This is a genomic window from Oceanibaculum indicum P24, from assembly GCF_000299935.1.
Taxonomy (GTDB): domain Bacteria; phylum Pseudomonadota; class Alphaproteobacteria; order Oceanibaculales; family Oceanibaculaceae; genus Oceanibaculum; species Oceanibaculum indicum.
Map to the genome: position 1 here is coordinate 1 of NZ_AMRL01000016.1, position 26,091 is coordinate 26,091.

Here is a 26,091-nt window from a genome sequence, read left to right on the forward strand (position 1 = left end):
CGATGGGGCGGCGGCGGCCATCCGCTACGCCGCCGAGGGCTTCCCGACCCATGCGCTGCTGGCCGATTACGTCTCCGCCAATGCCAAAGCCTATGCGCGCTGGGATGCCAACAAGGCGATCTACCTGCCGAATGGCCGCCCGCCGAAGGTGGGGGAGCTGTTCGTGCAGAGCGATCTTGCCCGCACCCTGACCTATATGGCGGATCAGGAGAAGGCCGCCGGCGGCGGCCGGAAAGAGGGCTTGCGCGCCGCACGCGACGCTTTCTACAAGGGCGATATCGCCCGGACCATCGCCCGCTACCATGCCGAGAATGATGGCTGGATGACGGAGCAGGACCTGGCCGATTTCTCGGTCACTTTCGAGAAGCCGGTCTCCGGGCGCTTCAACGGCATGACGGTCTATACCTGCGATGTCTGGTGCCAGGGGCCGGTGCTGATCCAGATGCTGAACCTGCTGAAGGGCATCGACCTGCGCGGCCTGGGCCATAACAGCCCTTCCTATATCCATCTGCTGACCGAGGCGATGAAGCTGTCCTTCGCCGACCGCGAGGCCTATTACGGTGATCCGCGCTTCGTCGATGTGCCGATGGCGGCGCTGCTGTCTGACGAGTATGCCGATCTGCGGCGCGGGCTGATCGACCCGAACAGGGCCTGGCCGGAGATGCCGCCGGCGGGCGATCCCCGCAATCTGCGCGCCATTCTCGGCAACAGCGGAAGCAAGGCACCGGTCCGTGATGGCGAGCCGCCGCTGTCGCCCGATACCTCCTATGTCTGCGCGGTGGACCGCTGGGGCAATGTGTTCTCCGCCACGCCCAGCGACACCTCGAACGACGCGCCGGTGATTCCGGGGCTGGGCATCTGCCCGTCCTCGCGCGGCTCCCAGGCTTTCACGCAGGAAGGCCATGCCAGCGAGCTGATGGGCGGCAAGCGCCCGCGGCTGACGCCGAACCCGGCGCTGGCGGTGTTTGACAATGGCGCCTTGATGCCGTTCGGCACGCCGGGCGGCGATGTTCAGTCGCAGGCCATGCTGCAGGTGCTGCTGAATGTCGGCGTGTTCGGCATGGACACGCAGTCGGCCATCGACGCGCCGCGCTTTGCGACATACAGCTTCCCCGATTCCTTCGCGCCGCACCCCTATTACCCGGGCCGCCTCACGCTGGAGGGGCGGATCGAGCGCCGGACGCAGGACGCCCTCGCCGCCCTTGGCCACGATGTCGTATCCTGGCCGGACTGGACCTGGAAGGCTGGCGGCGTGTGCGCCATCGTCGCCGATCCGGCGACCGGGCTGAAGGCCGGGGGCGCGGACCGCCGCCGGCCGTCCGGCGTGGCGGGGCTGTAAATCCGGTAAGGCTGTAAGGACAAGGCTGAAGGCAGCCGAGGACAGAATAATGAGTACACCGACCAAGGACCGTCCCATCGGCGTTCCCGATATCCGCGCCCGCAAGGGCGGGCAGCCGCTGGTCTGCCTGACCGCCTATACCGCGCCCATCGCGAAGCTGCTGGACCCGCATGTCGATCTGCTGCTGGTCGGCGATTCGCTGGCGATGGTGGTCTATGGCATGGACTCCACGCTGGGCGTGTCGCTGGACATGATGATCGCCCATGGCAAGGCGGTTACGCGTTCGGCCCGCCATGCCTGCGTGGTGGTCGATCTGCCCTTCGGCTCCTACGAGGAATCGCCGGAGCAGGCCTACCGCGCCGCCGCGCGGGTGCTGGCGGAGACCGGCTGCGCGGCGGTGAAGCTGGAAGGCGGGGTGGCGCTGGCGCTGACCATCCGCTTCCTGGCGGAGCGCAATATCCCGGTGCTGGCCCATATTGGCCTGACGCCGCAATCGGTGAACGCCTTCGGCGGCTTCCGCGTGCAGGGGCGGGGTGAGGAGGAGGCCGCGCGCGTCATGGCAGATGCGAAGGCAATAGAGGAAGCCGGCGCCTTTGCCGTGGTCATCGAGGGCGTGCCGGAGCCGCTGGGCCGCGCCATCACGGAGGCCATCGATATTCCCACCATCGGTATCGGCGCCTCGCCGGCCTGCGACGGGCAGATCCTCGTGACCGACGACATGCTGGGGTTGTTCTCCGACTTCACGCCGAAATTCGTGAAGCGCTTCGCCTCGCTGGGTGCCTCGGTGGAGCAGGCGGTCCAGTCCTACGCCGCGGAGGTGACGGCGCGACGCTTCCCCGGCCCGGAACATTGCTTTGGCACGGCTAAGCCGAAGGGGGCGGCATGAGCGATCTTCCCCGCATCGTCCGGACTGTTGCCGATCTGCGCCAGCAGGTCGCGGCCTGGCGCGCCGAGGGGCTGACGGTCGCGCTGGTGCCGACCATGGGCGCGCTGCATGAGGGGCATTTGTCGCTGATGCGGCAGGGCGCTGAAATGTGCGACCGGGTGGTGGCGACGATCTTCGTGAACCCGACGCAGTTCGCACCCAGCGAGGATCTGGATTCCTACCCGCGCCGCGAGGCACAGGATGTCGCCGCCCTGCGCGCGGCCGGCGTGCCGCTGCTGTTCGCGCCGGATGTGACGGAGATGTACCCCAACGGTTTCTCCACCACCGTTACCGTGGCGACAGTCAGCGAAGGTCTGTGTGGCGCGCGCCGGCCCGGCCATTTCGCCGGCGTGGCCACGGTGGTCGCCAAGCTGCTGCTGCAGGCGCTGCCGGATGTCGCGATCTTCGGCGAGAAGGATTACCAGCAGCTGCAGGTGATCCGCCGCATGGCGCGCGATCTCGACATTCCGGTGCGCATCGAGGGTGGGGAGACGGTGCGAGAGGCGGACGGCCTCGCCCTGTCCTCCCGCAACGCCTATCTGACCGCGGAGGAGCGTGCGGCGGCGCCGGCGCTGCATCGCGTACTGGTAGAGGTCGCCGCGCGCATCCGGCATGGCGCCGCGCCGGCCCAGGCGCTGGCCGACGCGGCGGCCGTGCTGGAGGATGAGGGCTTCGGCCCGGTGGAATATGTCGAGCTGCGCGATGCGGAGACACTGGCCCCTGATCCCGCCCCAGGGCGGCCAGGCCGGCTGCTGGCCGCCGCCTGGCTCGGCAAGACGCGCCTGATCGACAATATCGCAGTATAGTCGCGGCATATAACAAGAGGGGAGTGGGCAGGATGAAATTCGGTTTCCGTTGGGTTTTGGTCCTGTTCCTCGCCGCATTGCTACCAGCGCTTCTTCCCGGCGGGCCGGTCCGCGCCGAGGAGAAGCCGGCCATCATCTTCGTGCCGGGCTTCATGACCTCGGAGATCTATGAGGGCAAGCGGCGGATCTGGCTGTCCGAAAGCCCGGCCAGTGCCGAGGCGGATTTCCGGCGCATGATCGTGAAGGATGGCCCGGCCGAGCCGCGCGACGGGCTGACCGCGAACCGGATCATGCCGGATTACGATGCCTTCGTGGCGGCGCTGCGCGCCCATGGCAGCGTGCATCCCTTCCCCTATGACTGGCGGCAGAGCGTCTTCACCAGTGCTGCGCAGCTCGACCGTTTCATCGCGGAGGAACCGGCACTGCGCGATGCACGGCGCATCGTGCTGGTCGCCCATTCGATGGGTGGCCTCGTCGCCACCGCCTTCGCGCAGAATCCGGCGGGTGCCTTCCGGCACAGCGCCCGCGTGGTGAAGCTCATCACCATGGGTACGCCCTATCTGGGCTCCGTGCAGACCGTGCTGGATGCCCGCAACGGCATCGAGCTGGCGCCCGGCAAGATCATGCCGTCGCGCGCCTATCAGCAATGGACGAACAGCTTCCCCGGTTTCTACGAGATGCTGCCGGCCTATCTGGACGGGCCGGGCGGGCAGCCCTGCTGCGCCGATCTGACCGGCGACGAGAAGCGCCCGCTGGCGCTGTGGCGCTATGCAGACTGGCAGCGGATTGACTGGATCGCGGGCACCTACGATCCCGCCGCAGTGGCGCGCACGCTGGAGACCGGCGTCAGCGGCATCCGCCAGGCGGTCGGGCGCTGGCGCGCCGACATGCCGGGCTGGGTGTTCCCCATCGCCGGCCTCACCGACTGGAAGGGCGACACGGCGACGACGACCTCACTCTCCTTCATTGCGAAGGACGGGCAGCTTTCGGCCGGCAAGGGCGACGAATGCACCAGCGATACCGTCACCTGCGGGCCGGGCGATCAGGCGGTGGCGCAGTTCAGCGCCAGCCTGGGCCGGGCATCGGGCGTGCTGGGCCAGCAGGCGGGCAGCTGCTCCGTACGGCTGGGCATCGGGCCGGACGGGCCGATCTTCCATGGCGATATCACCGACGATGTGACCGTCCGTGCCTCGGTCTTCGCCGCCTTGAAGGCGAAAGACAATGCCGACCGCTGGTGCCGGCAGCAGGGGTAGGGATCAGGCTTCCGGAACCGCCGACAGATAGGCCCTGAGCAGCGCATCCAGTGCGGCCCGTTGCTCCGGAGAGAAGGCGCAGATCAGCCGCGTCTGGGTCGCCACATGGTCGGCCACAGCCTGCTCGATGACCGCGAAGCCTTTCTCGGTCAGCGCCACGATGAAACCGCGCCGGTCCGCCGGGTTCTGGCGCCGTTCCACCAGCCCTGCCTTCTGCAACTGGTCGATGCGGTTGGTCACCGTGCCGGAGCTGACCATCGTTGCCGCCATCAGGTCGCCCGGTGACAGCGCATGCGGCGGGCCGGACCGGCGCAGGGTCGCCAGCACATCGAAGGTGGCGCCATTCAGCCCGTGCTTGGCGAAGGTGGCCTCCATCTCCCGCCGGAAATAGCGCGCCACGCGCAGATAACGCCCGATCTCGCCCATCGCGGTCACATCGAGGTCCGGCCGCTCGCGGTTCCATTGCGTGAGAATTCTGTCGATCCGATTCATGAGGGGATGGTCGCCCAGGATTTATCTTGACGTCAAGATTTAATGAATTATCTTGAGGTCAAGACAAATGGAGAATTGCCATGTCGCGGACATCCGACCTGCTGCTGACCGCCATTGCGCCGGCGATCTGGGGCAGCACCTATATCGTCACCACCGAATTGCTGCCGGACGGCTATCCGCTGACCGTGGCGATGCTGCGCGCCCTGCCGGCAGGGCTTCTGCTGTTGCTGCTGGTGCGCGCGCTGCCGCAGGGCATCTGGTGGACCCGCGCCTTCGTTCTGGGGGCGCTGAATTTCTCGGTCTTCTGGTGGCTGCTGTTCGTTGCCGCCTACAGCCTGCCGGGCGGGGTCGCGGCGACGGTTGGTGCCATCCAGCCGCTGATCGTATTGCTGCTGGCCCGGCTGGCGCTGGGCTCGGCATTGCGGCCGCTGGCGGTGCTGGCCGCGCTGGCGGGGATTGGCGGGGTGGCGATGCTGATCCTCACCCCTGCCGCCGCGCTCGATCCCGTGGGGATCGCCGCCGGGCTGGGCAGTGCCGTCTCGATGGCGCTGGGCACGGTGCTCAGCCGGCGCTGGCAGCCGCCGGTTTCGCCGCTGACCTTTGCGGCCTGGCAGCTCAGCGCCGGCGGCCTCCTGCTGCTGCCGGCGGCGCTGTGGCTGGAGCCGCCTCTGCCGGCGCTGAGTGCGGCCAACCTGCTGGGGCTGACCTATCTGGGCCTTATCGGCGCCGCGCTGACCTACATCCTCTGGTTCCGGGGAATCGCCCGGCTGGAACCGTCCGTGGTGTCGCCACTGGGCTTCCTCAGCCCGATGACCGCCGAGATCCTCGGCTGGGCCGTGCTGGGGCAGGCGCTCAGCCCGCTGCAACTCGCCGGCATGGCGGTCGTGCTGGGCAGCGTTTGGCTCAGCCAGCACGCCCAACGGCAGCTCGCGCAGCGGCAGCCGCTCGCTCTGCCGGCATTGCGGCCCTGACCCTTCGGGACAAAGGAGAAATGCCATGGACCTCCTGACCATGACCGGCGGCATCGCCCTCATCCATCTGGCCGCGATAAGCAGCCCCGGCCCGACCCTGTTCGTGGTCATCCGCCACGCCTCGGCGGGCGGCGCGAGCAGCGCTGTCGGCGTGGTCTGCGGCGTGCTGGCCGCCACCCTTATCTGGTCGGGGTCCGCCGCGCTCGGTCTGGGCACGGTGATGGCGGCGCTGCCCTGGCTGAAAGAAGCGGTGCGCATCGCCGGTGGCGCCTACCTCGCCTGGATCGGCCTGCGTATGCTGCTGTCGGCCTTTCGCAGGCAAGTCGGAAAGGGGGAGAATCCGCCTGCGCCAGCCACAAGCACGGCAGCGGCGTTCCGCAGCGGCTTCCTGACCAACCTGTCGAACCCCAAGGTGATTGCCTATTACGCCAGCCTGTTTGCGGTCACCGTACCGCAGCAGGGCGAGCCCCTCGCCATTCTGCTGGCCATCCTGGCGGCGGTCACCGTGTCGGCGCTGTGGTGGAGCTTCGTTGCCGGCTGCCTCAGACTCAGCCGGGTACGCGCCGGCTTCCTGCGGGCGCGGCGGGCGCTCGACGCGGTGTTCGGTGTGGTGCTGATCGGCTTCGGCGCGAAACTGCTGGCCGGGCGGTGAGCATAAGAAAAGGGGTCAGGCCGATCCGGCCTAACCCCTTGTTCTGATTGGTGGGCGCACAAGGACTCGAACCTTGGACCCGCTGATTAAGAGTCAGAAGTCCCTGTGTTCCCGTAATCCGTAAAGCCCCCTTTAATATACTGTTTTTTCTTGATTATCTTCCTGCCTGTCCCGCAGTATGTACGAAGGAATCATATCAGGTTCCAGACACCCGAGACACCTGCTGGACACCTGGAGGGATGGCGTGAAGGTCAAGCTTACGAAAACAGTCGTCGACAAGGCGGAGCCGGTTTCGGGCAAGGACGCGGAATACTGGGATAGTGAGCTGCCGCGTTTTGGCCTGCGTGTGAAGCCCTCAGGTCTGAAGACATTCTTCGTTCGCTATACGACCAAGACAGGCCGCAAGCGGCTGCTCACGGTCGGCGGCTACCCGGCGATGACAGTGGCGGAGGCGCGTGATAAGGCGCGGCGGCTGTTGCTGGAGGTGGGCAACGGTGCGGACCCGAAGGAAGAACAGGACGCCAAACGGAAGGCCGAGACGGTAGCTGAACTCTGTCGGGAGTATCTCGAGCGGCATGCACGGCCAAACAAGCGGCCCAAGAGCATCCGAGAGGACGAGCGGAATATCCGCGCGACCGTGATCCCGATGTTGGGGAAGATCAAGGTTGCCGACGTTACCCGCCGCGATATCGAGGATGTCCTGTTCGCCATCGGCAAGGATCACAAGCCTACGGCTAATAGGGTCCGCTCACTGCTTTCGAAGATGTTCAATCTTGCCATCGCGTGGGGCATGCGAGGCGACAACCCGGTGCGCGGAGTGTCGCGGTTTGCCGAGCAGGGCAAGGCGAACTACCTGCCGCCGGAACAGGCGTCACGCCTGCTTAATGCCGCCCTTGAGCACCCCAACGAGAGAGCGGGGCGGGCCATCGGACTGCTCACGACGACCGGTGCGAGGAAAGGCGAGGTGCTTAACGCGACGTGGGATCAGTTCGATCTCGAGAAGGGTATCTGGACCAAGCCAGCCAGCACCACGAAGCAGAAGAAGATGCACCGCGTCCCGTTGAACGAGCACGCGATCACCATCCTTGACCGGATGCGGCAGGACGCCACCGGGGATGAGAAGTTCCTGTTTCCGGGTAATGTGCCGGGCCAGCCGATTACCGATATCAAGAAGTTCTGGCAGGGTTTGTGTCGCAGCCTTGGGCTGGAGGGCATCCGCATCCACGACCTGCGGCACACATACGCCTCGATCCTGATATCGCAGGGTGAGACGCTGGAAATGATCGGGCAGCTTCTCGGCCATAGTCAGCTCGTGACCACGAGCCGCTATGCGCACCTGACCGAAGTGAAGACGCGGGAATCGGCCAACAGCTTCTCTGCGGCGCTGTCCAAGGCGGCAGAATCATCGAACATCATCCCGTTGAGGCGGGCATAGGACAGGGCTTCATGGGGCTCGTTTCGGCGCTTTACCTCTCTTGAAAATATCGCCGTTTGCGCCTCGTGCGTCACAGCCGCCTGCCTCCGTGTGGGCGGCTTTTTCGTGTCCGCGTGGCCGAACGGCTCCCACTCGCTCAAGGAGCCGAAACATGATCCTGAATATCCCGACCTACCTGAAGACCGACCAAGTCGCCGCAATCCTCGGTGTGTCTGTTCGGACGCTGGAGAACTGGCGTTCGACCGGCGGCGGGCCGCGCTTCATGCGTGTAGGCAAGCGGGCTGTCCGCTACCGCCCGGAGGACGTACAGGCCTTCGTGGAGGGGATGACCTTCGCCAACACGGGCGAGGCACAGGCGGCAGCGGCCTGACACGCCGTAGGAGGCCGCAGGAGAGTCACTGACGGGCGCTGGGTGGCCGACGAGTCCCTGTGGTCGCCCAGCGGCCCAGGGTGGCCTCAGTGACTCTAGAAACGCGTTTAACGGACGCGCCTATCTTACAAGAAAAAACTGATAAGCGGTGGTCGACCGACCCCGACACAGGACGACGACCAAGCACAGCGTTTTGCCCCTCTTGAAAAACCAACCAAAGGGTAAACCTATACTCTATATAGTCTATAAGAGTCTTATAGAGTTCTCTTAGGGGGCCTTATAGGTAGAGGATATAATCCTTCCCTTATAGGATAATCTCTTAGGGATGCCTTGGAGTCATATAGGCCTTATAGAACCGTTAAGAAGATACCCCCTCGCTACGGAGGGCAGGTTCCAAGCCCGCTAGGGCTTGGTCACTCCGAGGTACGAGAGGAAGTCCTCCCTCCCGGTGATGGGGTAATGACATGACCTATTCTCTTGATAGTGTCAGTTAGGTCGATCGTCATTCTGTAGTGTTAGGCACAGCCTCCGACTAGTCATCGAAAGCGTCGATACCATCTGGATCTCTGCCAGACTGGAGCATCTCAAACTCTATCAGGTACTGAGACACGGCTTCTTGAGCATCGTCAGGCACCTTGCCATCGCGCTGTAGCTGCCTGAGTCGGTTCGCACTAGCGGCTATGTCGATATAGCTATCCAGCCAGCTCGGATTGAGGCGAGGTCGATGATGGACCGCCCAATCACCCATGTTTTGCGAACTGGTGTGCTGCAGAAATTTCTGTAGCAGCTTCAAGAGTCCACCGTCGGTCGTGGTTAGCTGGCCGCACCATTCTCGTACCTCAATGCCGTCGGTCCAGTCCTTCCAGTTGGCGATAAGTCTCGGCAATTCTGGGTGATCCAAGAAGCCCAGTTCGCCTGAGAGGTGTCGTACTCGATCCAGCCATACAGCCTTCAGTCGGGTGATTTCGTCAGCTCTCAGCAGGGTGGCTTCACTGGATTCTCGGGCCTTTGTGACTTCCTTGTCCACTGCCCTCAAGAGCCTCGACTGGACTGCGATGGCACTACCAGCCCGCATCGCCGCCTCCAGAACCTCGGCACGTTTATCAACCGCCAGACGTCTCAGTAGGTGATAGACGAGACGAGAGATGCGAATAACATTCCCGAAGTCGAACATCCCACGTTCATCGGCGGGATCGATCAGTCCGTCGCCCATGTTGAGGAGTGCTTGGACGACAGTCGGGATATGCGCGTCTGGGATGTCTTGTTCGACGTGATCCATCAGGCGTTCGAGAAGGGCCCTCGCTTTCGATAAGCCGTCGGGACGTCGTTCCGCTTTGGCGTGAACGAGTGCATTGCCGAAATCCGTGGGTGATCCAGCAAGACTCAGCAGTGCCGTCATTTCGCTGCGGCTGACTGCCCCGAGAGGTACGGTCAGTCGGAAATAGGTCGGGAATATATCTGGGTGACACGCACGTAGCTTCCTGCGCCACTCGGCCAACCAATCGGCGCCATAACCCGTTTGGCCAGTCTTCGGAAATATACGTTCCATGAGCGCTTGTGTACTCGCTCGTAGCGGCTCCGGTATCTCATCCGCCCACCGATGGTGAAAGGCTTGGGCAGCATTTCGATCGCCCTCATGTGTGTCGTCACGGTTGTGACCGGAGAATCTGTCGGGGTTCGTCCGGACGACGTCATACAGATCGGGCAAGAAAACTCTGACGGCTTCGAGTGCGATGAAATCGACTGGATTGACTTCCCCGCGCACCGCCGGATAGGTCACAGACAGGGTGTTCGTGAAGCGAACGATATCACGTGGCACTTTGATCAGTGGATCGATGCCAGCGAAGAACACATTCGTCCAATAGGACTGCTCGAACAGCCCATCTGACGAATCGCCCAACACCTGATCGAGACGTTGGAACAGTGCGGCCCGCAACGCCACACGATCGACCAGCGGCAAGTCGAACGGCACCTGGATGATCTTCTCCAGATAGCGATCGCCGGGTAGCCCGCTCTGCTGATGGATAGCCTTCGCGGCGACGTCGCGGTCGAAAGCGAGCAAGTAGACGACGTTCGGGAAGTCCGCCAGCGCCTTGATGACCGTGAATAGCTGGCGCGTCTCTTCCGGGGTCAGTCGATCAATGTCGTCGATGATGACCAGAATGCGTTTTCCAGCCTCCTTGAGTATCTTGCTGATCCCGGACTTGAGTGCGGGTACGTCTTTCGGTTCTCGCTTGGCCCCGAGTCTGAAGAGCTGCCCGAGCTGCCTCCCAGCGCCCCCCGTCATGCCAGAGAGGTCAATCAGACCGCCGATGCCTTCGGCGAAATCACCCAGCAGTTTTCCCAGCTTCTTGAATTTCTCGCTCTTGGCTGGCAGAACGGCCTGTAGTTGGCCGAGGAAAGCGCGGGCCAAGTTCTCCTGCCCAGAGAACCACCAAGGGTTAAAGGTCACGACGGCTGGCCGCTCCCCTTCAGGCCGCTGATTAAGGTAGTGGGCCACGTAGTATAGTACCGTGGATTTCCCAGAGCCCCACGGACCGTAGAGCGCGAGTACCAAACCGTCGCTACCTGGATAACGACAGATACTGTCTGCTAGGCTTTTCGCGAATGGCGCATGTCCGAAAAGATCGTCTTTCGGGTCGGTGCTCGGGCGGTCGGCGGATAGTGTAGTCATTGGCTATCCTCATCGAACTATCCATTTGGTCGTGTGGCGGAAGCAGTCTTGGCTCTACGCCCTCGTTCTCTTCATGTCTCCTCGATTGCCCCGGCTGAGATTAGCTTAGCACCTTGTCCAGATTTCCGGGGCTACCTGATTACAAGTTCATCATGCGCAGGGATAAGATTGAGGCGCAGGCAAGCCAAAGACGGACCACACTGGCCCACACGATCCGCGTCGTGACCATCGACGGCCAGCCGTGGTTCGTGGCGGCTGACGTCGCTGCTGTTCTGGACTTCAGCACCACCGCTGGCGCTGGTTGGTACGCTCGACACCTCAAGGACAGCGAGCGGAATACCATCATCATTCGTGATGGTAATCGTGGGAACCCGCTCAAGACCATCATCAACGAGGCGGGTCTCTACAGGCTCATCATGCGCAGCGACGAACCGGAAGCGCGGGTGTTTCAGAACGGAGTGACGCGATTGCGACGAGAACAAAAAAAGAACTTTTCACACTAAGAAACTTTTGCTAATGTGCGCTTAGCTTTCTATGCCGCTCCGGCGGGGCCGGGACAGTGGCTTTAAAGTGAGGAGCGTCAACCCGCTCCGGGTGGTTCTGGTTGAGAACTGCTTAAGGGCAAGTGTGAAGAGACGGACGCGCTCAGACCGCGCTGAAACCTCACTCTTGTCCGGCTGTTCTTCCCGACGACGGTCGGGCGGGGCTAGCGCCAGCCAGGGCGCGATACAAATGCACGGGTTTTAATGACCTGCAGGCCTGTGGGCGAACCTTGGGCAACGCTCATGATTCGTATCACTGTTGAGGTCCGAGTAGATGTTGCCGCCGTCCTCGGATGGCTGTCCATTATCTGCTATCTGGCCTAAGGCGTGTGGGGCCGATCCGTCGGCCTCCCATGTCCTCTATCCCGTTCAAGCGGTGACATAGCCAAGGCAGGCCGTTGTCGGAATTTTCGACCGGAATTTTTCTGCGACCACCCATCGCGGCTGCGGCGTGGCAACTTCCCCCGTAGTCGGGGTACGGGGGGGGGGTCTGTCGGGCGCTAGGAGCGCCGCTGGGCAGCCCTTCATGATTGCCCTTCTCTCGGGTCGGGCCGCCGCGCTGGGCGGCTCCCACGGCCTCAAGGGGCGCTTCTCGGTGGCGTTCTCACTCGCCTCTGAGCATGTCCCGCAACAGGCCACGACAGAAGACCGTGGCCATCGGCTTGGTCCTTTGGTCCTGCCTCGTCAGGTCGAGGCCACAGGCGTCACGCAAGCGGCAGGGGCAGTCCTTCCAGACTGGAAGCCACCTCGGCAACGTCGGACACTCAGCCCGAAAGCGTGCTTTGCGTCAGACACCTGCTGGCCACCTGAATCGAAAAGGGGTCAGACCGATCCGGCCTAACCCCTTGTTCTGATTGGTGGGCGCACAAGGACTCGAACCTTGGACCCGCTGATTAAGAGTCAGCTGCTCTACCAACTGAGCTATGCGCCCCCAGGCTGGTACCGGGGCCGTGAAGGCCCGTCCACCGCAGGAAGGCGTGCGATATAGCAAGTCGGCTTCGGCTTGTCGAGCGTGAAAGCCACGCCGATCACGGAATTTTCCCTAATCCCGTTTCAGTCCCTGTCCTAATCCTCGTCAACGCCGCGCCGGCTGATGCGGATGTCGCGGTGGACATAGGCGCCGATGATGAAGCCAAAGCCGATCATCAGCGTCAGCATGGCTGTGCCGCCATAGGAGATCAGCGGCAGCGGAATGCCCACCACGGGCAGCAGGCCGGTGACCATGGCGATGTTGATGAACATGTAGAGGAAGAAGTTCAGCGTCAGCCCCAGCGCCAGCAGGCGGGCGAACTGGCTGCGCGCGCGCAGGCCGATGGCCGTGCCATAGACCAGCACCAGCATGTACAGGCCGATCAGCCCGATGCCGCCGGCCAGGCCGAATTCCTCCGCCAGCATGGTGAAGATGAAGTCGGTCTGCTTTTCCGGCAGGAAGTTCAGGTGGCTCTGCGAGCCCTGCAGGAAGCCCTTGCCGAACAGCCCGCCGGAGCCCAGCGCGATCTTCGATTGCAGGATGTGGTAGCCGGTGCCCAGCGGGTCGTTCTCCGGGTTCAGGAAGGTCAGGATGCGGTTGCGCTGATAATCGCGCAGCAGCCCCCAGGCGATCGGGATGCAGGCGAGGCCGGCGATGCCGACAAGCAGGAACTTCCAGATCCTGACGCCGGCCAGGAACAGCAGCCCGCTGCCGGCGAAGATCAGCATCATCGCGGTGCCGAGGTCGGGCTGCCGCAGCACCAGCAGGGCCGGGGCGGCGATCATCATCAGCGGCGGCAGCAGATAGGTGATGCGCCCGGTTTCCTCATGCGTCAGACCATGGAAATAGCGCGCCAGTGCCAGCACCAGCGCGACCTTCATCAGTTCCGACGGCTGCAGCTGGAACACGCCAAGGTCGATCCAGCGCTGCGCGCCCATGCCGATCTCGCCCGCCACCTCGACCACGAACAGCAGGACCAGCGCGCCGAGATAGCCGACATAGGCCCAGCGCATCCAGAATCTTATGTCGATCAGCGCGATGACCAGCAGCGCGCACAGCGCTACGCCGAAGCGCGCCATCTGCCGCGTCGCCCAGGGCTGCCAGTGGCCATTGGCGGCGGAATAGAGCATGGCGAAGCCGACGCCGGCGATCACGATCAGCAGCAGGATCAGGAACCAGTTCACCTGCAGGATCTTGCGGCCCAGGGTCAGTTCGCGCTTGCCGTAGCTGCGGATGCTCATGGCGTTAGCTCCTGCCCGGCGGCACGAAGGCCAGCGGCCGGCCTTGCGCCGGGTCGCGGCGCTGCGTCTCGATCAAAAGGTCGCGGGCGATGGGGGCTGCAACCGCCGATCCGCCGCCGCCATGCTCGACGATGACAGCACAGCAATAGCGCGGCGCATTCACCGGCGCATAGCCGACGAACAGCGCATGGTCGCGCTGCCGCCAGGGCAGGTCCTCGTTCTTCTTCACGCCGGTCAGCCGCTCCGCCATGGTGATGCGGCGCACCTGCGCGGTACCGGTCTTGCCGCCCATTTCCATGCCGGCCTCGGTGATGCGGGCGCGCCAGGCGGTGCCGCCATTCGGATCGTTGGTGACGGCTGCCATGGCGGTGCGGACCAGGCGCAGATGCTCCTGCGACACGCCCATGGAGGGGAAGCCGGCATCGCCGCCCGGCCCGGCGGTGGTAGCGCCTGGTGCCGATATGGCGTGCAGGCCGGCCTGTTCCGGCGTGAAGCGGGTCAGGTGCGGCTTCACCGCGATGCCGCCATTGACCAGCCGGGCGGTCATCACGGCCAGCTGCAGCGGTGTCGCCAGGATATAGCCCTGGCCGATACCGGCGATCAGCGTCTCGCCCTGGTGCCAGGGCTTGCCGAAGCGGGCCTGCTTCCATTCGCGGGTCGGGATCAGGCCGCCGCGCTCGCCCGGCAGGTCGAAGCCAAGCGGCCGGCCGAGGCCCAGCCGTTCCGACATGGCGGCAATGCGGGCGATGCCCAGGCGCCGCGAGACCTCGTAGAAATAGACGTCGCAGGAATGTTTCAGCGCGTCATGCATGTCCATATGGCCATGGCCCTGCCGCTTCCAGCAATGGAAGCGGGTGTCGCCCAGCTCCATGTGGCCGGGGCAGAACACCCGCTGCTGGGGCGAGATCACGCCGGCCTCCAGCGCTGCCAGCGCCACCACCATCTTGAAGGTGGAGCCGGGCGCGTACTGGCCGGCAATCGCCTTGTTGGTCAGCGGGCCGCGCTCGTTGGAGATCAGCTCTTCCCACTCATTCGGGGTCAGGCCGCGGTTGAAGGCGTTGGGGTCGAAGCCGGGGGTGGAGGCCAGCGCCAGCACATCGCCATTGTGCACATCCATGATGACGGCGGCGGCGCTTTCCTCGCCCAGCCGTTCCACGGCGTAACGCTGCAGTTCCATGTCCAGCGTGATTTCCAGGCGCCGGCCCGGCTGGCCTTCCTCGCGCGACAGCTCGCGGATCACCCGGCCCAGCGCGTTCACCTCGACCTGGCTGGTGCCCGCCGTGCCGCGCAGATGCTGGTCATGCACCTTCTCGACGCCGTTCTTGCCGATGCGGAAATCTGGCAGTTCCAGCAGCGGGTCGCCGGTCAGCTCGGATTCGGAGACCGCGGCGACATAGCCCAGCACGTGGGAGGCCTGCGCGGCATAGGGATAGAAGCGGCTGAGGCCGACCTCGATGGAAATACCCGGCAGGTCGGGCGCGTTCACCTCGACGCGGCTGACCTCCTCCCAGCTCAGATTCTCGCGCACCGTGATCGGCACGAAGGCGCGCTTCCGCCGCATGTCGCGCAGCACCCGGCGCACCTCGCGCTCCGGCAGGTCGATGACCCGGCCCAGCCGCTCCAGCGTCAGCGGTACGTCGCCCGACTGCTCGCGCACGATGACGACGCGGTAGTTCTTCTCGTTGATCGCCAGCGGCACGCCGAATCGGTCCACGATCTCGCCGCGCGGCGGCGGCAGCAGGCGGATGCTGATGCGGTTGTCGTCGGCCAGCACGCGGTAGCGGTCGGCCTGCACGACCTGAAGATAGTAGAGCCGCCCGGCGAGCGTGCCGACCAGACCGATCTGCGCCGCGCCCAGCATGAGGGCGCGGCGGGTCAGCACCTTCTGCCGTTCCTGATCGCGGTCCTTCTTCATGCCGTCGGTCCCAACCTGGTCCTAACGCTGGATGTGGCGGTGCGCGGCGACGAACAGGATCGCCAGGCACGGAAACAGCGCCACGGTGATGGTGTATTGGAACATCGCCGGCCGGATGCCGATGACGGAGCCGTTCAGCACCGTGATCAGCAGCCATACCAGCAGCGCCGCCATTGCCGCCAGGACGGCAAAGCCGATCCAGGCGATGTAGAAGGGGCGCTTCAGGAAAGTGCGCCGCTGTCCCAGTGCCGTGCCATACACGAACAGCAGGGCCAGCGCGCCCACCCCCAGCGGCAGGCCGGACAGCGCATCTTCCAGCACGCCGATGACGAACACCATGCCCAGCGGCAGCAGATCAGGACGGTACACCGCCCAGTAGAACACCGCCATCAGCGTATAGGCCGGCGCCACGCTGCCGAGATAGGGCACGCCCAGCGGCACGGTGCCAAGCAGCAGCAGCAGCAGCGTCAGTACAACCGGGATCAGCCGCCGCGCCCAAAGGTCCAGCCGTTGGGCAAGAGTGGGTTTCATCGCCGCCCCGGACTTTGCGACGCTTCCTGGCGTGTGGGTTCGCTGCGCGCCGCCGCCGGCAGGGAGAAATCGACGAGGCGCAGATATTCGATCTTGTGCCACTCGACGAAGGGCTTCACCCGCACCTCATGGTCGCTGACCGAGATGACGATGCCGACCGGCAGGCCCGGCGGCAGCGCGCCGGCATGGCCGGAGGTGACGATGCGGTCGCCGGGCGACACCTTGGCGTTGCTGTCGAGATAGAGCAGCTTCGGGCGCACTGTGTTGTCGCCGGCCAGGATCGCGCGGTCGCGGGTATTCTCCACGATCACCGGAATGCGCGAGTTCAGGTCGGTGATCAGCAGCGCGCGGGCATGCTGGTAGCCGACCTCCGCGATGCGCCCGGCCAGCCCCTGGCCGGTCATCGCCGCCTGGCCCTTCTCCACGCCGTCGCGCGAGCCGACATTCACCAGCACGCTGCGCACGAAGGGGCCGCCGCTGTCGCCGATCACCCGGCCGGTCACATAGCTGGCCGCCGGGTCGGGGATATAGCCGGTGAGCGCCCGCAGCGAGCGGTTCTCCGCCTCCAGCAGCCGGGCGGCCTGCTGCCATTGCATAAGCCGGGCATTTTCCTCGCGCAGCCGCGCATTCTCGTCGCGCAGGTCACGCAGTTCGCGGGCCTGCTGCAGCAGGTCGGAGACCGTAGCCGCCGGGCGGGACAGAACATCGAGAATCGGCGCGGTGGCATCGACAATCGCCGTGCGGGTGCGCTCCACCAGCACGATATCGGCCTTTCCCAGCACCAGCAGGCCGAAAGCGGCGGCGATCAGCAGCCCATAGGAAAAGCGATGCCAGAAGCTGCGGAACGGTTCGGTGATGGTGCTGAACGAACCGGATCGACGCGCCACTTAACATTCCCCCGCAAGTCTTTGTCCTGAAAGACTCTTGGCAATATACAGAAAGTTTTTGCGGATTAATAGGACCCGATCAGCACGTTTTTCAGGACCTTCATCTCCTCCAGGCACCGCCCGGTGCCCAGTGCGACGCAGGTCAGCGGGTCGTCGGCGATGGAGACCGGCAGGCCGGTGGCATGGCGCAGCACCAGGTCCAGATTGTTCAGCAACCCGCCGCCGCCGGTCAGCACGATGCCCTTGTCCACGATATCGGCGGCCAGTTCCGGCGCGGTATGCTCCAGCGCCACCTTCACCGCCTCGATGATGGCGGAGACCGGCTCGGCCAGGCTCTCGGCGATCTGGCGCTGGCTGATCACCAGCTCCTTCGGCACGCCGTTCATCAGGTCGCGGCCCTTGATCTCCATGGTCTTGCCCTCGCCATCCTCGGGCGGGCAGGCGGAGCCGATTTCTTTCTTGATGCGCTCGGCGGAACCTTCGCCGACCAGCAGATTATGGTGGCGGCGGATATAGGCGATGATCGCCTCGTCCATCTTGTCGCCGCCGACGCGCACGCTGCGCGAATAGACGATGCCGCCCAGCGACAGCACCGCGACCTCGGTCGTGCCGCCGCCGATATCGACGACCATGGAGCCGGTCGGCTCGGTCACCGGCAGGCCGGCGCCGATGGCGGCCGCCATCGGCTCCTCGATCAGGAACACCCGCCGGGCGCCGGCACTCTCCGCCGATTCCTGGATCGCGCGGCGCTCCACGGCGGTGGATCCGGAGGGCACGCAGATGATGACCTGCGGGCTGGCGAAGCTGCGCCGGTTATGCACCTTGCGGATGAAGTGCTTGATCATCTCCTCGGCGATCTCGAAATCCGCGATGACGCCGTCGCGCAGCGGTCGGATCGCCTGGATGTTGCCGGGCGTACGGCCCAGCATCTGCTTCGCCTCCTCGCCCACCGCGAGCACCTGCTTCTTGCCCTTCACATTGGCGATGGCCACCACGGAGGGCTCGTTGAGCACGATGCCCCGGCCTTTCACATAGACCAGCGTATTCGCCGTGCCGAGATCAATCGCCATATCGGCGGACAGCATGCCGAGGAGGTTCGCGAACATAGGGGCTATCTTTTCTCACACCGTGGATTGAAAGGGACCGGCGGGCCGTATAGCCCGCCGGTGGACTCAAAATGCCGCGATGCGCCCGTGACGATCAAGCCGAAAGCGCCTCCGGCGCCCGCTTCTCGCGCTTCGTCAGCAATTTATTCAGCGCATGTATATACGCCTTCACGGACGCGACGATGGTATCGCTGTCCGCGCTCTGCCCGTTGACTGTTTTTCCCTGCTCCTCCAGCCGCACGGTGACCTTCGCCTGGGCATCGGTGCCCTCGGTCACGGCATGCACCTGGTAGAGCTGCAGCTTCGCCTCGTGCGGGAACAGCGCGCGGATCGCGTTGAAGGCCGCATCCACCGGGCCGTTGCCCTCGCAGGTGGCGCTCAGCGGCGCACCCTCCACGGTCAGCTCCAGCGCCGCGGTCTGCGGCCCCTTCGAGCCACAGGCGACCTGCAGCGAGACAAAGCGGATATGGTCATTGGCGCGGGTCATCTCGTCATCGACCAGCGCCACGATATCCTCGTCGAATACCGTCTTCTTCTTGTCCGCCAGATCCTTGAAGCGGTTGAAGGCGTCGTTCAGCGCATTGTCGCCCAGCTCGAAGCCCAGCTCCTTCAGCTTGGTGCGGAAGGCGTTGCGGCCGGAATGCTTGCCCATGACGATGTTGGACTTGTTCAGCCCCACCGATTCCGGCGTCATGATCTCGTAGGTCTGCGCGTTCTTCAGCATGCCGTCCTGATGGATGCCGCTTTCATGCGCGAAGGCGTTGGCACCGACGATGGCCTTGTTCGGCTGCACCGCGAAGCCGGTGATGGCCGAGACCAGCTTGGAGGCACGGGTGATCATCGTGGTGTCGATGCCGGTCTCGAACGGCATCACGTCGTTGCGCGTGCGCAGCGCCATGACGATCTCTTCCATCGCCGCGTTGCCGGCGCGCTCGCCCAGCCCGTTCACCGTGCATTCGACCTGCCGCGCACCGGCCGAGACGGCGGCCAGCGAGTTGGCGACGGCGAGGCCCAGATCATTATGGCAATGCACTGACAGGATCGCCTTGTCGATGTTCGGCACCCGGTTCAGCAGCATTTCGATCAGCGCCGCATATTCCTCCGGCACCGTATAGCCGACCGTGTCGGGCACGTTGATGGTGCGGGCACCGGCCTTGATCGCGCTTTCCACGCAGCGGCACATGAAATCATGCTCGGTGCGGCTGCCATCCTCGCAGCTCCACTCCACATCGTCGGTGAAGCGCCGCGCATGGGTGACGCTGTCCACCACGGCCTGGTGCACATCGTCCGGCTCCATCCGCAGCTTGTACTTCATGTGCAGCGGGCTGGTGGAGATGAAGGTGTGGATGCGCGCGCGGGCGGCGGGCTTCAGCGCCTCAGCAGCACGCTCGATATCCTTCTGGCCGGCGCGGGCGAGGCCGGCGACGACGGAATTCTTCACCCGTTTGGCGATCTCGTTCACCGCCTCGAAATCGCCGTTGGAGGCGATCGGGAAGCCGGCTTCGATGACATCGACGCCCATCTCTTCCAGCAGCGAGGCGATCTGCAGTTTTTCCTCAAGATTCATCGAGGCGCCGGGCGATTGCTCGCCGTCGCGCAAGGTGGTGTCGAAGATGATGACGCGGTTATTGTCGCCCGTGATTTTATTGCTGGTGGTCATGGTTCAAATCCTCTGGTCAACCGGTACAGACGCTTCGATTGCTCCCCTGAACACCATCGCATTCCTATGTCGAGCGGGCGTTCAGGGGCTGATAAGTCGAAGCAGCCCGGCAAGGCCGAGGATCAGGCCCAGCAGCAGGGACAGGCCGAACAGGCTGTTCAGCTCGGCGGAACGCCCGGACGCAGCAGACGCAGACAGCGCCACGGCACCCTTGCGGGTGCGGCGGTCGGTCGTCCTGTAGGCGTCGTGGCGGGACAAGTTCCGTCGTTCCTTCCCATGCTTGGCAACGCTTTCATGCAAGCGATTGCCATTCGGGAAAAACTACGCCTCGATGCCGTTGTATGCAACTTTTTTATGGTTTTTCCGCAATATCTGGTGGGACGGCGGGCCGTGCGAACATATCCTTCGAAGCCAGCACCGCGCCGCCGACGATCAGTACGCAGGCCGCCGCCAGCACCCAGGTCGCCGCCCCCATGCCGAACAGCACCAGCAGGATGGTGGAGAGCAGCGGGGCGGCATAGCTGGCCGCACCCAGCGCCTTGATGTCGCCGTGCTTCACGCCGTGATCCCAGGTGAAGAAGGCAAGGCCCACCGGCCCCAGCCCCAGCGCCAGCACGGCCAGCCACTCCAGCGCGGAGGCCGGCAGCACAGTCTCCTCGAAGATCAGATGGCAGGCGAAGCCCAGCACGGCCGAGGCGGCGCAGAATCCACCCACCGTATCGGTCGGCACGGATTTCACGAAGCGGCTCAGCACCGAATAGCCGGACCAGGTGAAGGCGCAGGCGACAGCCGCCAGATAGCCCAGCATATGGTCGGCACGGAAGGCGACCTTGCCGCCACCGGTCACCAGCAGCGCCGCGCCCGCCAGGCCGGCGAGCGCGCCCGCCAGATGCCACCAGCGCAGCCGCTCGCCTGGCAGCAGCGAGGAGAAGAGGACGATCAGCAGCGGCCACAGATAGGCGATCAGCCCGGCCTCAACCGGCGGCGCGTTGCGCAGCGCCAGGAAATAGAAGAAGTGGTAGCCGAACAGCCCGCCCACACCCAGCAGCCAGACCGGCCAGGGCTGCCGCAGGTAGGAAAGCGGGTTCTGCCGGCAGACCACCCATTTCACGGCGATCATCGCGCTGGCGACGGCGAAGGCCAGCGCCACCAGCAGGAAGGGCGGCACCCGGCCGGTCAGTGTGGTGAACAGGGCCAGCGTCGCCCACATCAGCACCGCCGTGCCGCCGATCAGCGTGGCCTTCACGGTCGGGGTCATGCGGCGGCGCCCGCACGCAGGTGCTTCTGCGCCATCACGATGCAGGCCAGCCCGGCGAGCCCGGCCAGCACGATCAGTATGTAGGAGGCGGCATAGCCGCCGGTCAGGCCGGTGCTGGCGGCAAAGGCCGCCGGGCCGCCCAGCACGCCGGCGAAGGTCAGCACCAGCGAGCCGCCGGTGGCGGCGCCGATCTGGCCGGCCGGGGCAAGCCGGGCGACCGCCGCCATATAGACGCCGTTCCAGCCCACCGCCGTGGCGCCAATCAGCATGAACACCAGATAGATTGCCGCCGTCGGCCAGTCCGGCGCCAGCATCGGCACCGTCGCGGCGGACAGGATCAGGATGAGGATCAGCAGCTTCAGCACTTTCAGGCTGTCGCCCAGCCGGTCCGCCATCCAGCCCCAGACCAGGCGGGCGGCGACGCTGACCACCTGGGAGAGCGACAGCACCAGCCCGGCGGCAACCAGCGTGTAGGACAGTTCCTCCACCAGCAGCGTCACCAGGAAGGTGGTGAAGCAGAGCTGCGAGAAGGACAGCGTCATCGCCGCCAGCGAGATCAGCCGCAGACCCTTGGAGCGCCAGACCAGCGCGATGGCGGCCAGCGGCGAGGTGAACAGCCGCACGCCGGGGTCGCGGTCATTGTCCCAGTGCTGCCGCGAGATCTGCAGCAGCAACAGCAGGGTCAGGCAGAAGACAGCGACCAGCGAGATGCCGCCCTGCCAGCCGACCGCCAGCGCCGCCGAGGGGATCAGCAGCCCGGCCAGCATTCCGCCCCAGGGCACGCCGGTCTGCTTGATCGAGAAGATCAGGTTGATGCGCGGCCCTGTGGCAAAGCGCGACAGCAGGTGCGAGGCGGCCGGGTTGGTGAAGCCATAGCCCAGCCCCATCACGAAGGCGCCCAGCGCCAGCGCCGGCAGCCAGCCGCCGGCGACCAGCAGGATGCCGGTGGCGCACAGCGCCAGCGCCAGCTGGCTGGCCCGGCACGCCCCCAGCCGGCGCACCACCGCGCCACCGATCAGCGAGGTGGCGATGGCGCCGGCATAGATCATCGTCACCAGATAGCCGATCAGCGAGGTCGGCAGGTCGAGCGACGCGCCCAGCGCGGGGGCGACGGTCGAGGGCGACATCGTGCTCATCGAGGCGAAGGCCTGCGTCGCCGTGGTGGCCAGCACCAGCCACCAGAGCGGGAAGGGGCGTTCAGGAGAAGAGGGGGGCATGGTTGGCCGGTCGGATGCGGATCGTCTGCGCGCAACCCTAGAGCGAAGCGTCCGGTCCCGCCAGACCAAAGCGGTGTGTGGGCTGTAGAGAGAGGGAGGGAGGTAGGACGTGTGTTCTCTCTGTGTTGCCACTTCTTCGAACGTCATTCCCGCACTTGTTGCGGGAATCCAGGGTTCAGCTTACTCGGTCGGTGTTCCAGCAAGCGGAGGCCTGGACCCCCGCAACAAGTGCGGGGGTGACGGGCAGAGTGGGTGGCCGGCGTCTCGAAGGACATGGGGGCATAGGAGGACAGAAAAACAAAAAGGGGCGCCGTGGGGCGCCCCTCTTCAGATGGTCACGAGGACGGCCGCTCAGCGGTCGTAGCGTCCGCCGGACTCGTAGTCGTCGCTGTCGCTGCGCTCGTCGAAGGTCAGCCCGCCGGTGACCGAGGTGTCGGCGAAGGGCGACTCGCTGCCAGCTGCCTCGCCCTCGCTGGCGGCTGCGCTTTCCGCGGCAACCTCCTCGGCGCTCTTGATGACCTGCTCCGGGCGCTTGGCGCGGGCGCTGATCAGCGCGGCGTTCATGTCCTTCATGGTGCACAGGCCGAGCTGCACCGGATGCTGCGCGCGGATGCTGGACGAATTCCAGTGGCTCTTGTCGCGCACCGCCTGGATGGTCGGCTTGGTCGTGCCCAGCAGCTTGCCGATCTGAGCGTCCGACAGTTCCGGGTGATAGCGCAGCAGGTAGGCGATGGCGTCGGGCTTGTCCTGGCGCTTGGAGATCGGGGTGTATTTCGGCCCCTTGCGCTTCTGCTCGGGCACCTCGACGGTGCGGACCGAGGCTTCCAGCCGCGCCTTGGGATCCTTGGTGCAGCGTTCGATCTCCGCCCAGCTCAGCTGGCCGTTGGCGACGGGGTCGAGGCCCTGCATGCCGGTCGCGACCTCGCCATCGGCGATCGCCTGGACTTCCAGCGGGTGCAGCCCGCAGAAGGCAGCGATCTGCTCGAAGCTGAGCGCAGTATTCTCGACCAGCCAGACGGCGGTCGCCTTCGGCATCAACAATTCGGCCATGATTCCTCCTGATTGGCGGCCATTCCAGCAGCCGCCAGACGCGATATAGGTTGGTTGGAAATACCCTATTTCAACCGAATGGGTAAGGCCTCCGGGCGCGCGGCCACGTTCGCGGTCGCCGCTCCGGATGGTCCTGTTTACCCAGATCGTCAGATTTCTAGCATGATTTTCCCGATATGGGTGCTGGATTCCATGAGGGCGTGCGCCTTCGCGGCATCCTCCAGCTTCATCGTCTCGTGGATCAGCGGACGCAGCGTCCGCTTCGCCAGCAGCGGCCAGACCTCGCGGTAGAGGTCGCGGCCGATCAGTGCCTTCTGCATCACGCTGCGCGGACGCAGGGTGGAGGCGGTGACGGTCAGCCGCTTCATCATCAGCGTCGGGATGAACAGCTCCGCCTTGGCACCACCCAGCACGGCGATGATGACCAGCCTGCCTTCGGTGCGCAGCGCGTCCAGGTTCCGCTCAAGGTAGGGCGCGCCCACCATGTCGAGGATCAGGTCGGCGCCGCCGCAGGTATCCTTCAGGATCTTGGCGAAATCCTCAGTCTTGTAGTTGATGCCGCGCTCCGCGCCCAGCTCTTCGCAGACCCGGCACTTCTCGTCGCTGCCGGCGGTGGCGAACACCCGCGCCTCGAACTGTTTCGCCAGCTGGATCGCGGTGGTGCCGATGCCGCTGGAGCCGCCATGCACCAGGAACACCTCGCCCGGCTTCAGCCGGCCACGGTCGAACACGTTGGTCCAGACGGTGAAATAGGTTTCCGGCAGGGCCGCCGCCTCGACCATGGAATAGCCGTCGGGCACCGGCAGGCACTGCAGGGCCGGGGCCACGCAATATTCCGCATAGCCGCCGCCGGCCACCAGCGCGCACACCTTGTCGCCGGTCTTCCAGTTCAGCGGGTTCGGGTACAGCCCCTCCAGCTCGGCGGCCGGGTCACTCTCGCCCACCTCGACGATGGTGCCGGCCACCTCCAGCCCCGGAATATCGGTGGTGCCGGGCGGCGGGTTGTAGTTGCCGCTGCGCTGCTGCACGTCCGGGCGGTTCACGCCGGCGGCCTCGACCTTGATCAGGACCTCGCCGGGGCCTGGCTTCGGCAGCGGGCGCTTGGCCGGCCGCAGAACTTCCGGGCCGCCGGGCTGCGCGATCTCGATGGCGCGCATCATCTCTGGCAGAGCCATAATCCATATCCTCCCCATTTCGGAATTCCCTTGTCCTCTATTATGCTCCTTGCCGTCTTGCAAGCACCGAAGGCATCGCCGCCGCCGGACAACACGGGCGGCAGTTGGGAGGAGGCACCATGGAACCGGAGGATTTGCTGCCGCGCGCCGCGAAACCGCAGCAGCGCAATCTCGCCCCGATGTCGGTGGAGGAGCTGGAAGCCTATATCGGCGAGCTGGAGGCGGAGATCGCCCGCGTCCGGCAGGATATCGAGAAGAAGACGAAGCACCGCAGCAGCGCCGAATCGCTGTTCCGGCGCTGAACGCCCATCGGCACGGATTTCATTTTAGCGAGGAACGACACAGTGAGCGTAAATCTGAAGGGCAAACGCGCCATCGTTACCGGCTCGACCAGCGGCATCGGCCTCGGCATCGCCCGCGCGCTGGCCGCGTCGGGCGCCGACATCATGCTGAACGGCTTCGGCGATGCCGGCGAGATCGACAAGCTGAAGAGCGGCATGGAGCAGGCCTATGGCGTGACAGTGGGCTACAGCGCCGCCGACATGGCCAAGCCGGACGAGATCGTCGGGCTGGTGGAGGATGCAGCCGGGCTGCTGGGCGGCGTCGATATCCTGGTGAACAATGCCGGCATCCAGCACACCGCGCCGGTCGATGAATTTCCGGTCGAGCGCTGGGATTCGGTGATCGCCATCAACCTGTCCTCCAGCTTCCACACCATCCGCGCCGCCCTGCCGCTGATGCGCAAGGGCAGCTGGGGCCGCATCATCAACATCGCCTCGGCGCACGGGCTGGTCGCCTCGGTGAACAAGGCGGCTTATGTCGCGGCCAAGCACGGGCTGGTCGGGCTGACCAAAGTGGTGGCGCTGGAAGCCGCCAATGACGGCATCACCTGCAACGCGATCTGCCCCGGCTGGGTGCTGACCCCGCTGGTGCAGAAGCAGATCGACGCCCGCGCCGAGGCCAGCGGCATCCCGGTCGCCGAGGCGGAGCGCAACCTGCTGGGCGAAAAGCAGCCGATGCACAAATTCACCCGGCCGGAACAGATCGGCGAATTCTCGGTCTTCCTGTGCTCCGACGCGGCGGCGACCATGACCGGCTCCAGCTATTCGCTGGATGGCGGCTGGACCGCGCAATAGAGGGTGCGCATACGATAGTACAGACGCCGGCAATTGCGGCTAAAATGGGGCGCGCAAAGTAATCGACCTGCCAGCTGCAACTGCGAGTCAGTCGAGTCGATAGTCGATTTGGTATGAAGATACCGTGTTTTAGTAATCTCTTGTTAATATATCCACAATATACTAATCTTCTATTGCGTTCTTGCCGTAATCGGGTCGATCACGCGAGACGCATGGTGACTGTGAAGCCTCCCTTCCTTCAGCGCCGCCCCCCAAGGGCGGCGCTTTTTTCGTATCGGCGAGCACACGGCCGAATCGCCTCCATGCTGCCATCATTCCCTACCCATCCATGTAAAAACGGCGGATTTCCTCGCGTTCGTCACTATTGAATCGAACGGCTTGACGAGTCTTGCCGCTCATGACTACCCTTTGCCTCGCTTGTACTCGGCAAGTTGAACAGGGCAGACAAATCGAGGGCGGAACACCGCTCCGGTCATGGGAATGAGG

At 64.9% G+C, this 26,091-nt stretch carries 24 protein-coding genes and 1 tRNA gene; 11 read left to right on the top strand and 14 right to left on the bottom strand.

The features are described from left to right. From P24_RS12460 to P24_RS12475, 4 genes are all read left to right on the top strand, one after another. Positions 1 to 1,339, top strand: a 1,339-nt coding sequence (locus P24_RS12460; protein WP_008945088.1) for a gamma-glutamyltransferase family protein, incomplete at its 5' end; no start/stop codon positions are given. A gap of 49 nt (positions 1,340 to 1,388) precedes the next feature. After that, entirely contained in the window at positions 1,389 to 2,225 is an 837-nt protein-coding gene (gene panB / locus P24_RS12465; RefSeq protein ID WP_008945089.1) for a 3-methyl-2-oxobutanoate hydroxymethyltransferase, read from the top strand. Continuing rightward, positions 2,222 to 3,070, top strand: coding sequence for a pantoate--beta-alanine ligase (gene panC, locus P24_RS12470; protein WP_008945090.1), 849 nt, complete (start codon positions 2,222 to 2,224; stop codon positions 3,068 to 3,070). The genes panB and panC overlap by 4 nt, the downstream gene beginning before the upstream one ends. 32 nt (positions 3,071 to 3,102) lie before the next feature. After that, complete coding sequence (locus tag P24_RS12475) at positions 3,103 to 4,323, top strand: alpha/beta fold hydrolase (RefSeq protein ID WP_008945091.1); 1,221 nt, start codon at positions 3,103 to 3,105, stop codon at positions 4,321 to 4,323. 3 nt (positions 4,324 to 4,326) lie between these two features. On the opposite strand, the gene P24_RS12480 is transcribed toward P24_RS12475, so the two are convergent. Further along, positions 4,327 to 4,815: a MarR family winged helix-turn-helix transcriptional regulator gene (locus P24_RS12480; protein WP_008945092.1), complete on the bottom strand. Its 489-nt coding sequence runs from the start codon at positions 4,813 to 4,815 to the stop codon at positions 4,327 to 4,329. An 80-nt stretch (positions 4,816 to 4,895) separates the two neighbouring features. Between P24_RS12480 and P24_RS12485 the strand changes: the two genes are divergently transcribed. From P24_RS12485 to P24_RS12505, 4 genes are all read left to right on the top strand, one after another. Then, positions 4,896 to 5,786: an EamA family transporter gene (locus P24_RS12485; RefSeq protein ID WP_008945093.1), complete on the top strand. Its 891-nt coding sequence runs from the start codon at positions 4,896 to 4,898 to the stop codon at positions 5,784 to 5,786. Between the two features lie 25 nt (positions 5,787 to 5,811). Then, complete coding sequence (locus tag P24_RS12490; protein WP_008945094.1) at positions 5,812 to 6,438, top strand: LysE family transporter; 627 nt, start codon at positions 5,812 to 5,814, stop codon at positions 6,436 to 6,438. Positions 6,439 to 6,682: 244 nt separating this feature from the next. Next, positions 6,683 to 7,873, top strand: coding sequence for a tyrosine-type recombinase/integrase (locus P24_RS12500; RefSeq protein WP_008945095.1), 1,191 nt, complete (start codon positions 6,683 to 6,685; stop codon positions 7,871 to 7,873). A 151-nt stretch (positions 7,874 to 8,024) separates the two neighbouring features. Then, on the top strand, positions 8,025 to 8,243 hold the full coding sequence (locus P24_RS12505; RefSeq protein ID WP_008945096.1) for a helix-turn-helix transcriptional regulator: 219 nt from the start codon (positions 8,025 to 8,027) through the stop codon (positions 8,241 to 8,243). Between the two features lie 532 nt (positions 8,244 to 8,775). On the opposite strand, the gene P24_RS12510 is transcribed toward P24_RS12505, so the two are convergent. Continuing rightward, positions 8,776 to 10,917, bottom strand: a complete 2,142-nt coding sequence (locus P24_RS12510; RefSeq protein ID WP_008945097.1) for a KAP family P-loop NTPase fold protein — start codon at positions 10,915 to 10,917, stop codon at positions 8,776 to 8,778. Between the two features lie 152 nt (positions 10,918 to 11,069). On the opposite strand from P24_RS12510, the gene P24_RS19295 reads away from it, so the two are divergent. Next, a complete protein-coding gene (locus P24_RS19295; RefSeq protein WP_051013137.1) occupies positions 11,070 to 11,420 on the top strand; it encodes a BRO-N domain-containing protein in 351 nt (116 codons plus the stop codon). A gap of 894 nt (positions 11,421 to 12,314) precedes the next feature. Here the strand turns inward: P24_RS19295 and P24_RS12520 are convergent. The 12 genes from P24_RS12520 to P24_RS12570 all read right to left on the bottom strand — a co-directional run bounded on the left by P24_RS12520 (position 12,315) and on the right by P24_RS12570 (position 24,469). Then, positions 12,315 to 12,390 (bottom strand) — tRNA-Lys (locus P24_RS12520). A 134-nt stretch (positions 12,391 to 12,524) separates the two neighbouring features. Next, positions 12,525 to 13,670, bottom strand: coding sequence for a rod shape-determining protein RodA (rodA, locus tag P24_RS12525; protein WP_008945099.1), 1,146 nt, complete (start codon positions 13,668 to 13,670; stop codon positions 12,525 to 12,527). Positions 13,671 to 13,674: 4 nt separating this feature from the next. Continuing rightward, on the bottom strand, positions 13,675 to 15,585 hold the full coding sequence (gene mrdA, locus P24_RS12530; RefSeq protein WP_008945100.1) for a penicillin-binding protein 2: 1,911 nt from the start codon (positions 15,583 to 15,585) through the stop codon (positions 13,675 to 13,677). Between the two features lie 21 nt (positions 15,586 to 15,606). Further along, positions 15,607 to 16,116, bottom strand: a complete 510-nt coding sequence (gene mreD, locus P24_RS12535) for a rod shape-determining protein MreD (RefSeq protein WP_008945101.1) — start codon at positions 16,114 to 16,116, stop codon at positions 15,607 to 15,609. Beyond that, positions 16,113 to 17,003: a rod shape-determining protein MreC gene (gene mreC, locus P24_RS12540; protein WP_008945102.1), complete on the bottom strand. Its 891-nt coding sequence runs from the start codon at positions 17,001 to 17,003 to the stop codon at positions 16,113 to 16,115. The genes mreD and mreC overlap by 4 nt, the downstream gene beginning before the upstream one ends. Positions 17,004 to 17,068: 65 nt before the next feature. Beyond that, entirely contained in the window at positions 17,069 to 18,109 is a 1,041-nt protein-coding gene (locus P24_RS12545) for a rod shape-determining protein (protein ID WP_008945103.1), read from the bottom strand. Positions 18,110 to 18,203: 94 nt separating this feature from the next. Then, complete coding sequence (locus tag P24_RS12550; RefSeq protein ID WP_008945104.1) at positions 18,204 to 19,769, bottom strand: 2-isopropylmalate synthase; 1,566 nt, start codon at positions 19,767 to 19,769, stop codon at positions 18,204 to 18,206. A gap of 81 nt (positions 19,770 to 19,850) precedes the next feature. Further along, positions 19,851 to 20,027, bottom strand: a complete 177-nt coding sequence (locus P24_RS20085) for a hypothetical protein (protein WP_156816295.1) — start codon at positions 20,025 to 20,027, stop codon at positions 19,851 to 19,853. A gap of 94 nt (positions 20,028 to 20,121) precedes the next feature. After that, entirely contained in the window at positions 20,122 to 21,027 is a 906-nt protein-coding gene (gene yddG, locus P24_RS12555; protein ID WP_008945105.1) for an aromatic amino acid exporter YddG, read from the bottom strand. Beyond that, complete coding sequence (locus P24_RS12560; RefSeq protein WP_192813245.1) at positions 21,024 to 22,244, bottom strand: MFS transporter; 1,221 nt, start codon at positions 22,242 to 22,244, stop codon at positions 21,024 to 21,026. The genes yddG and P24_RS12560 overlap by 4 nt, the downstream gene beginning before the upstream one ends. A 351-nt stretch (positions 22,245 to 22,595) precedes the next feature. Further along, complete coding sequence (locus tag P24_RS12565) at positions 22,596 to 23,294, bottom strand: DUF1013 domain-containing protein (protein WP_008945107.1); 699 nt, start codon at positions 23,292 to 23,294, stop codon at positions 22,596 to 22,598. A gap of 149 nt (positions 23,295 to 23,443) precedes the next feature. Beyond that, positions 23,444 to 24,469, bottom strand: coding sequence for an NAD(P)H-quinone oxidoreductase (locus P24_RS12570; protein ID WP_008945108.1), 1,026 nt, complete (start codon positions 24,467 to 24,469; stop codon positions 23,444 to 23,446). A 119-nt stretch (positions 24,470 to 24,588) separates the two neighbouring features. On the opposite strand from P24_RS12570, the gene P24_RS12575 reads away from it, so the two are divergent. Beyond that, a complete protein-coding gene (locus P24_RS12575) occupies positions 24,589 to 24,771 on the top strand; it encodes a DUF1192 domain-containing protein (RefSeq protein ID WP_008945109.1) in 183 nt (60 codons plus the stop codon). 42 nt (positions 24,772 to 24,813) lie between these two features. Beyond that, the gene (locus P24_RS12580) at positions 24,814 to 25,605 is read left to right on the top strand and encodes a 3-hydroxybutyrate dehydrogenase (RefSeq protein WP_008945110.1); all 792 of its coding nucleotides are present in this window, start codon (positions 24,814 to 24,816) and stop codon (positions 25,603 to 25,605) included. Positions 25,606 to 26,091 lie beyond the last annotated feature (486 nt).

Excerpts from the sequence above, each read along its gene's own strand:
- panB (WP_008945089.1), top strand. The coding sequence starts at position 1,389 with ATGAGTACACCGACCAAGGACCGTCCCATCGGCGTTCCCGATATCCGC.
- panC (WP_008945090.1), top strand. The coding sequence starts at position 2,222 with ATGAGCGATCTTCCCCGCATCGTCCGGACTGTTGCCGATCTGCGCCAG.
- P24_RS12475 (WP_008945091.1), top strand. The coding sequence starts at position 3,103 with ATGAAATTCGGTTTCCGTTGGGTTTTGGTCCTGTTCCTCGCCGCATTG.
- P24_RS12480 (WP_008945092.1), bottom strand. The coding sequence starts at position 4,815 with ATGAATCGGATCGACAGAATTCTCACGCAATGGAACCGCGAGCGGCCG.
- P24_RS12485 (WP_008945093.1), top strand. The coding sequence starts at position 4,896 with ATGTCGCGGACATCCGACCTGCTGCTGACCGCCATTGCGCCGGCGATC.
- P24_RS12490 (WP_008945094.1), top strand. The coding sequence starts at position 5,812 with ATGGACCTCCTGACCATGACCGGCGGCATCGCCCTCATCCATCTGGCC.
- P24_RS12505 (WP_008945096.1), top strand. The coding sequence starts at position 8,025 with ATGATCCTGAATATCCCGACCTACCTGAAGACCGACCAAGTCGCCGCA.
- P24_RS12510 (WP_008945097.1), bottom strand. The coding sequence starts at position 10,917 with ATGACTACACTATCCGCCGACCGCCCGAGCACCGACCCGAAAGACGAT.
- P24_RS19295 (WP_051013137.1), top strand. The coding sequence starts at position 11,070 with ATGCGCAGGGATAAGATTGAGGCGCAGGCAAGCCAAAGACGGACCACA.
- rodA (WP_008945099.1), bottom strand. The coding sequence starts at position 13,670 with ATGAGCATCCGCAGCTACGGCAAGCGCGAACTGACCCTGGGCCGCAAG.
- mrdA (WP_008945100.1), bottom strand. The coding sequence starts at position 15,585 with ATGAAGAAGGACCGCGATCAGGAACGGCAGAAGGTGCTGACCCGCCGC.
- mreD (WP_008945101.1), bottom strand. The coding sequence starts at position 16,116 with ATGAAACCCACTCTTGCCCAACGGCTGGACCTTTGGGCGCGGCGGCTG.
- P24_RS12545 (WP_008945103.1), bottom strand. The coding sequence starts at position 18,109 with ATGTTCGCGAACCTCCTCGGCATGCTGTCCGCCGATATGGCGATTGAT.
- P24_RS12550 (WP_008945104.1), bottom strand. The coding sequence starts at position 19,769 with ATGACCACCAGCAATAAAATCACGGGCGACAATAACCGCGTCATCATC.
- yddG (WP_008945105.1), bottom strand. The coding sequence starts at position 21,027 with ATGACCCCGACCGTGAAGGCCACGCTGATCGGCGGCACGGCGGTGCTG.
- P24_RS12560 (WP_192813245.1), bottom strand. The coding sequence starts at position 22,244 with ATGCCCCCCTCTTCTCCTGAACGCCCCTTCCCGCTCTGGTGGCTGGTG.
- P24_RS12565 (WP_008945107.1), bottom strand. The coding sequence starts at position 23,294 with ATGGCCGAATTGTTGATGCCGAAGGCGACCGCCGTCTGGCTGGTCGAG.
- P24_RS12570 (WP_008945108.1), bottom strand. The coding sequence starts at position 24,469 with ATGGCTCTGCCAGAGATGATGCGCGCCATCGAGATCGCGCAGCCCGGC.
- P24_RS12575 (WP_008945109.1), top strand. The coding sequence starts at position 24,589 with ATGGAACCGGAGGATTTGCTGCCGCGCGCCGCGAAACCGCAGCAGCGC.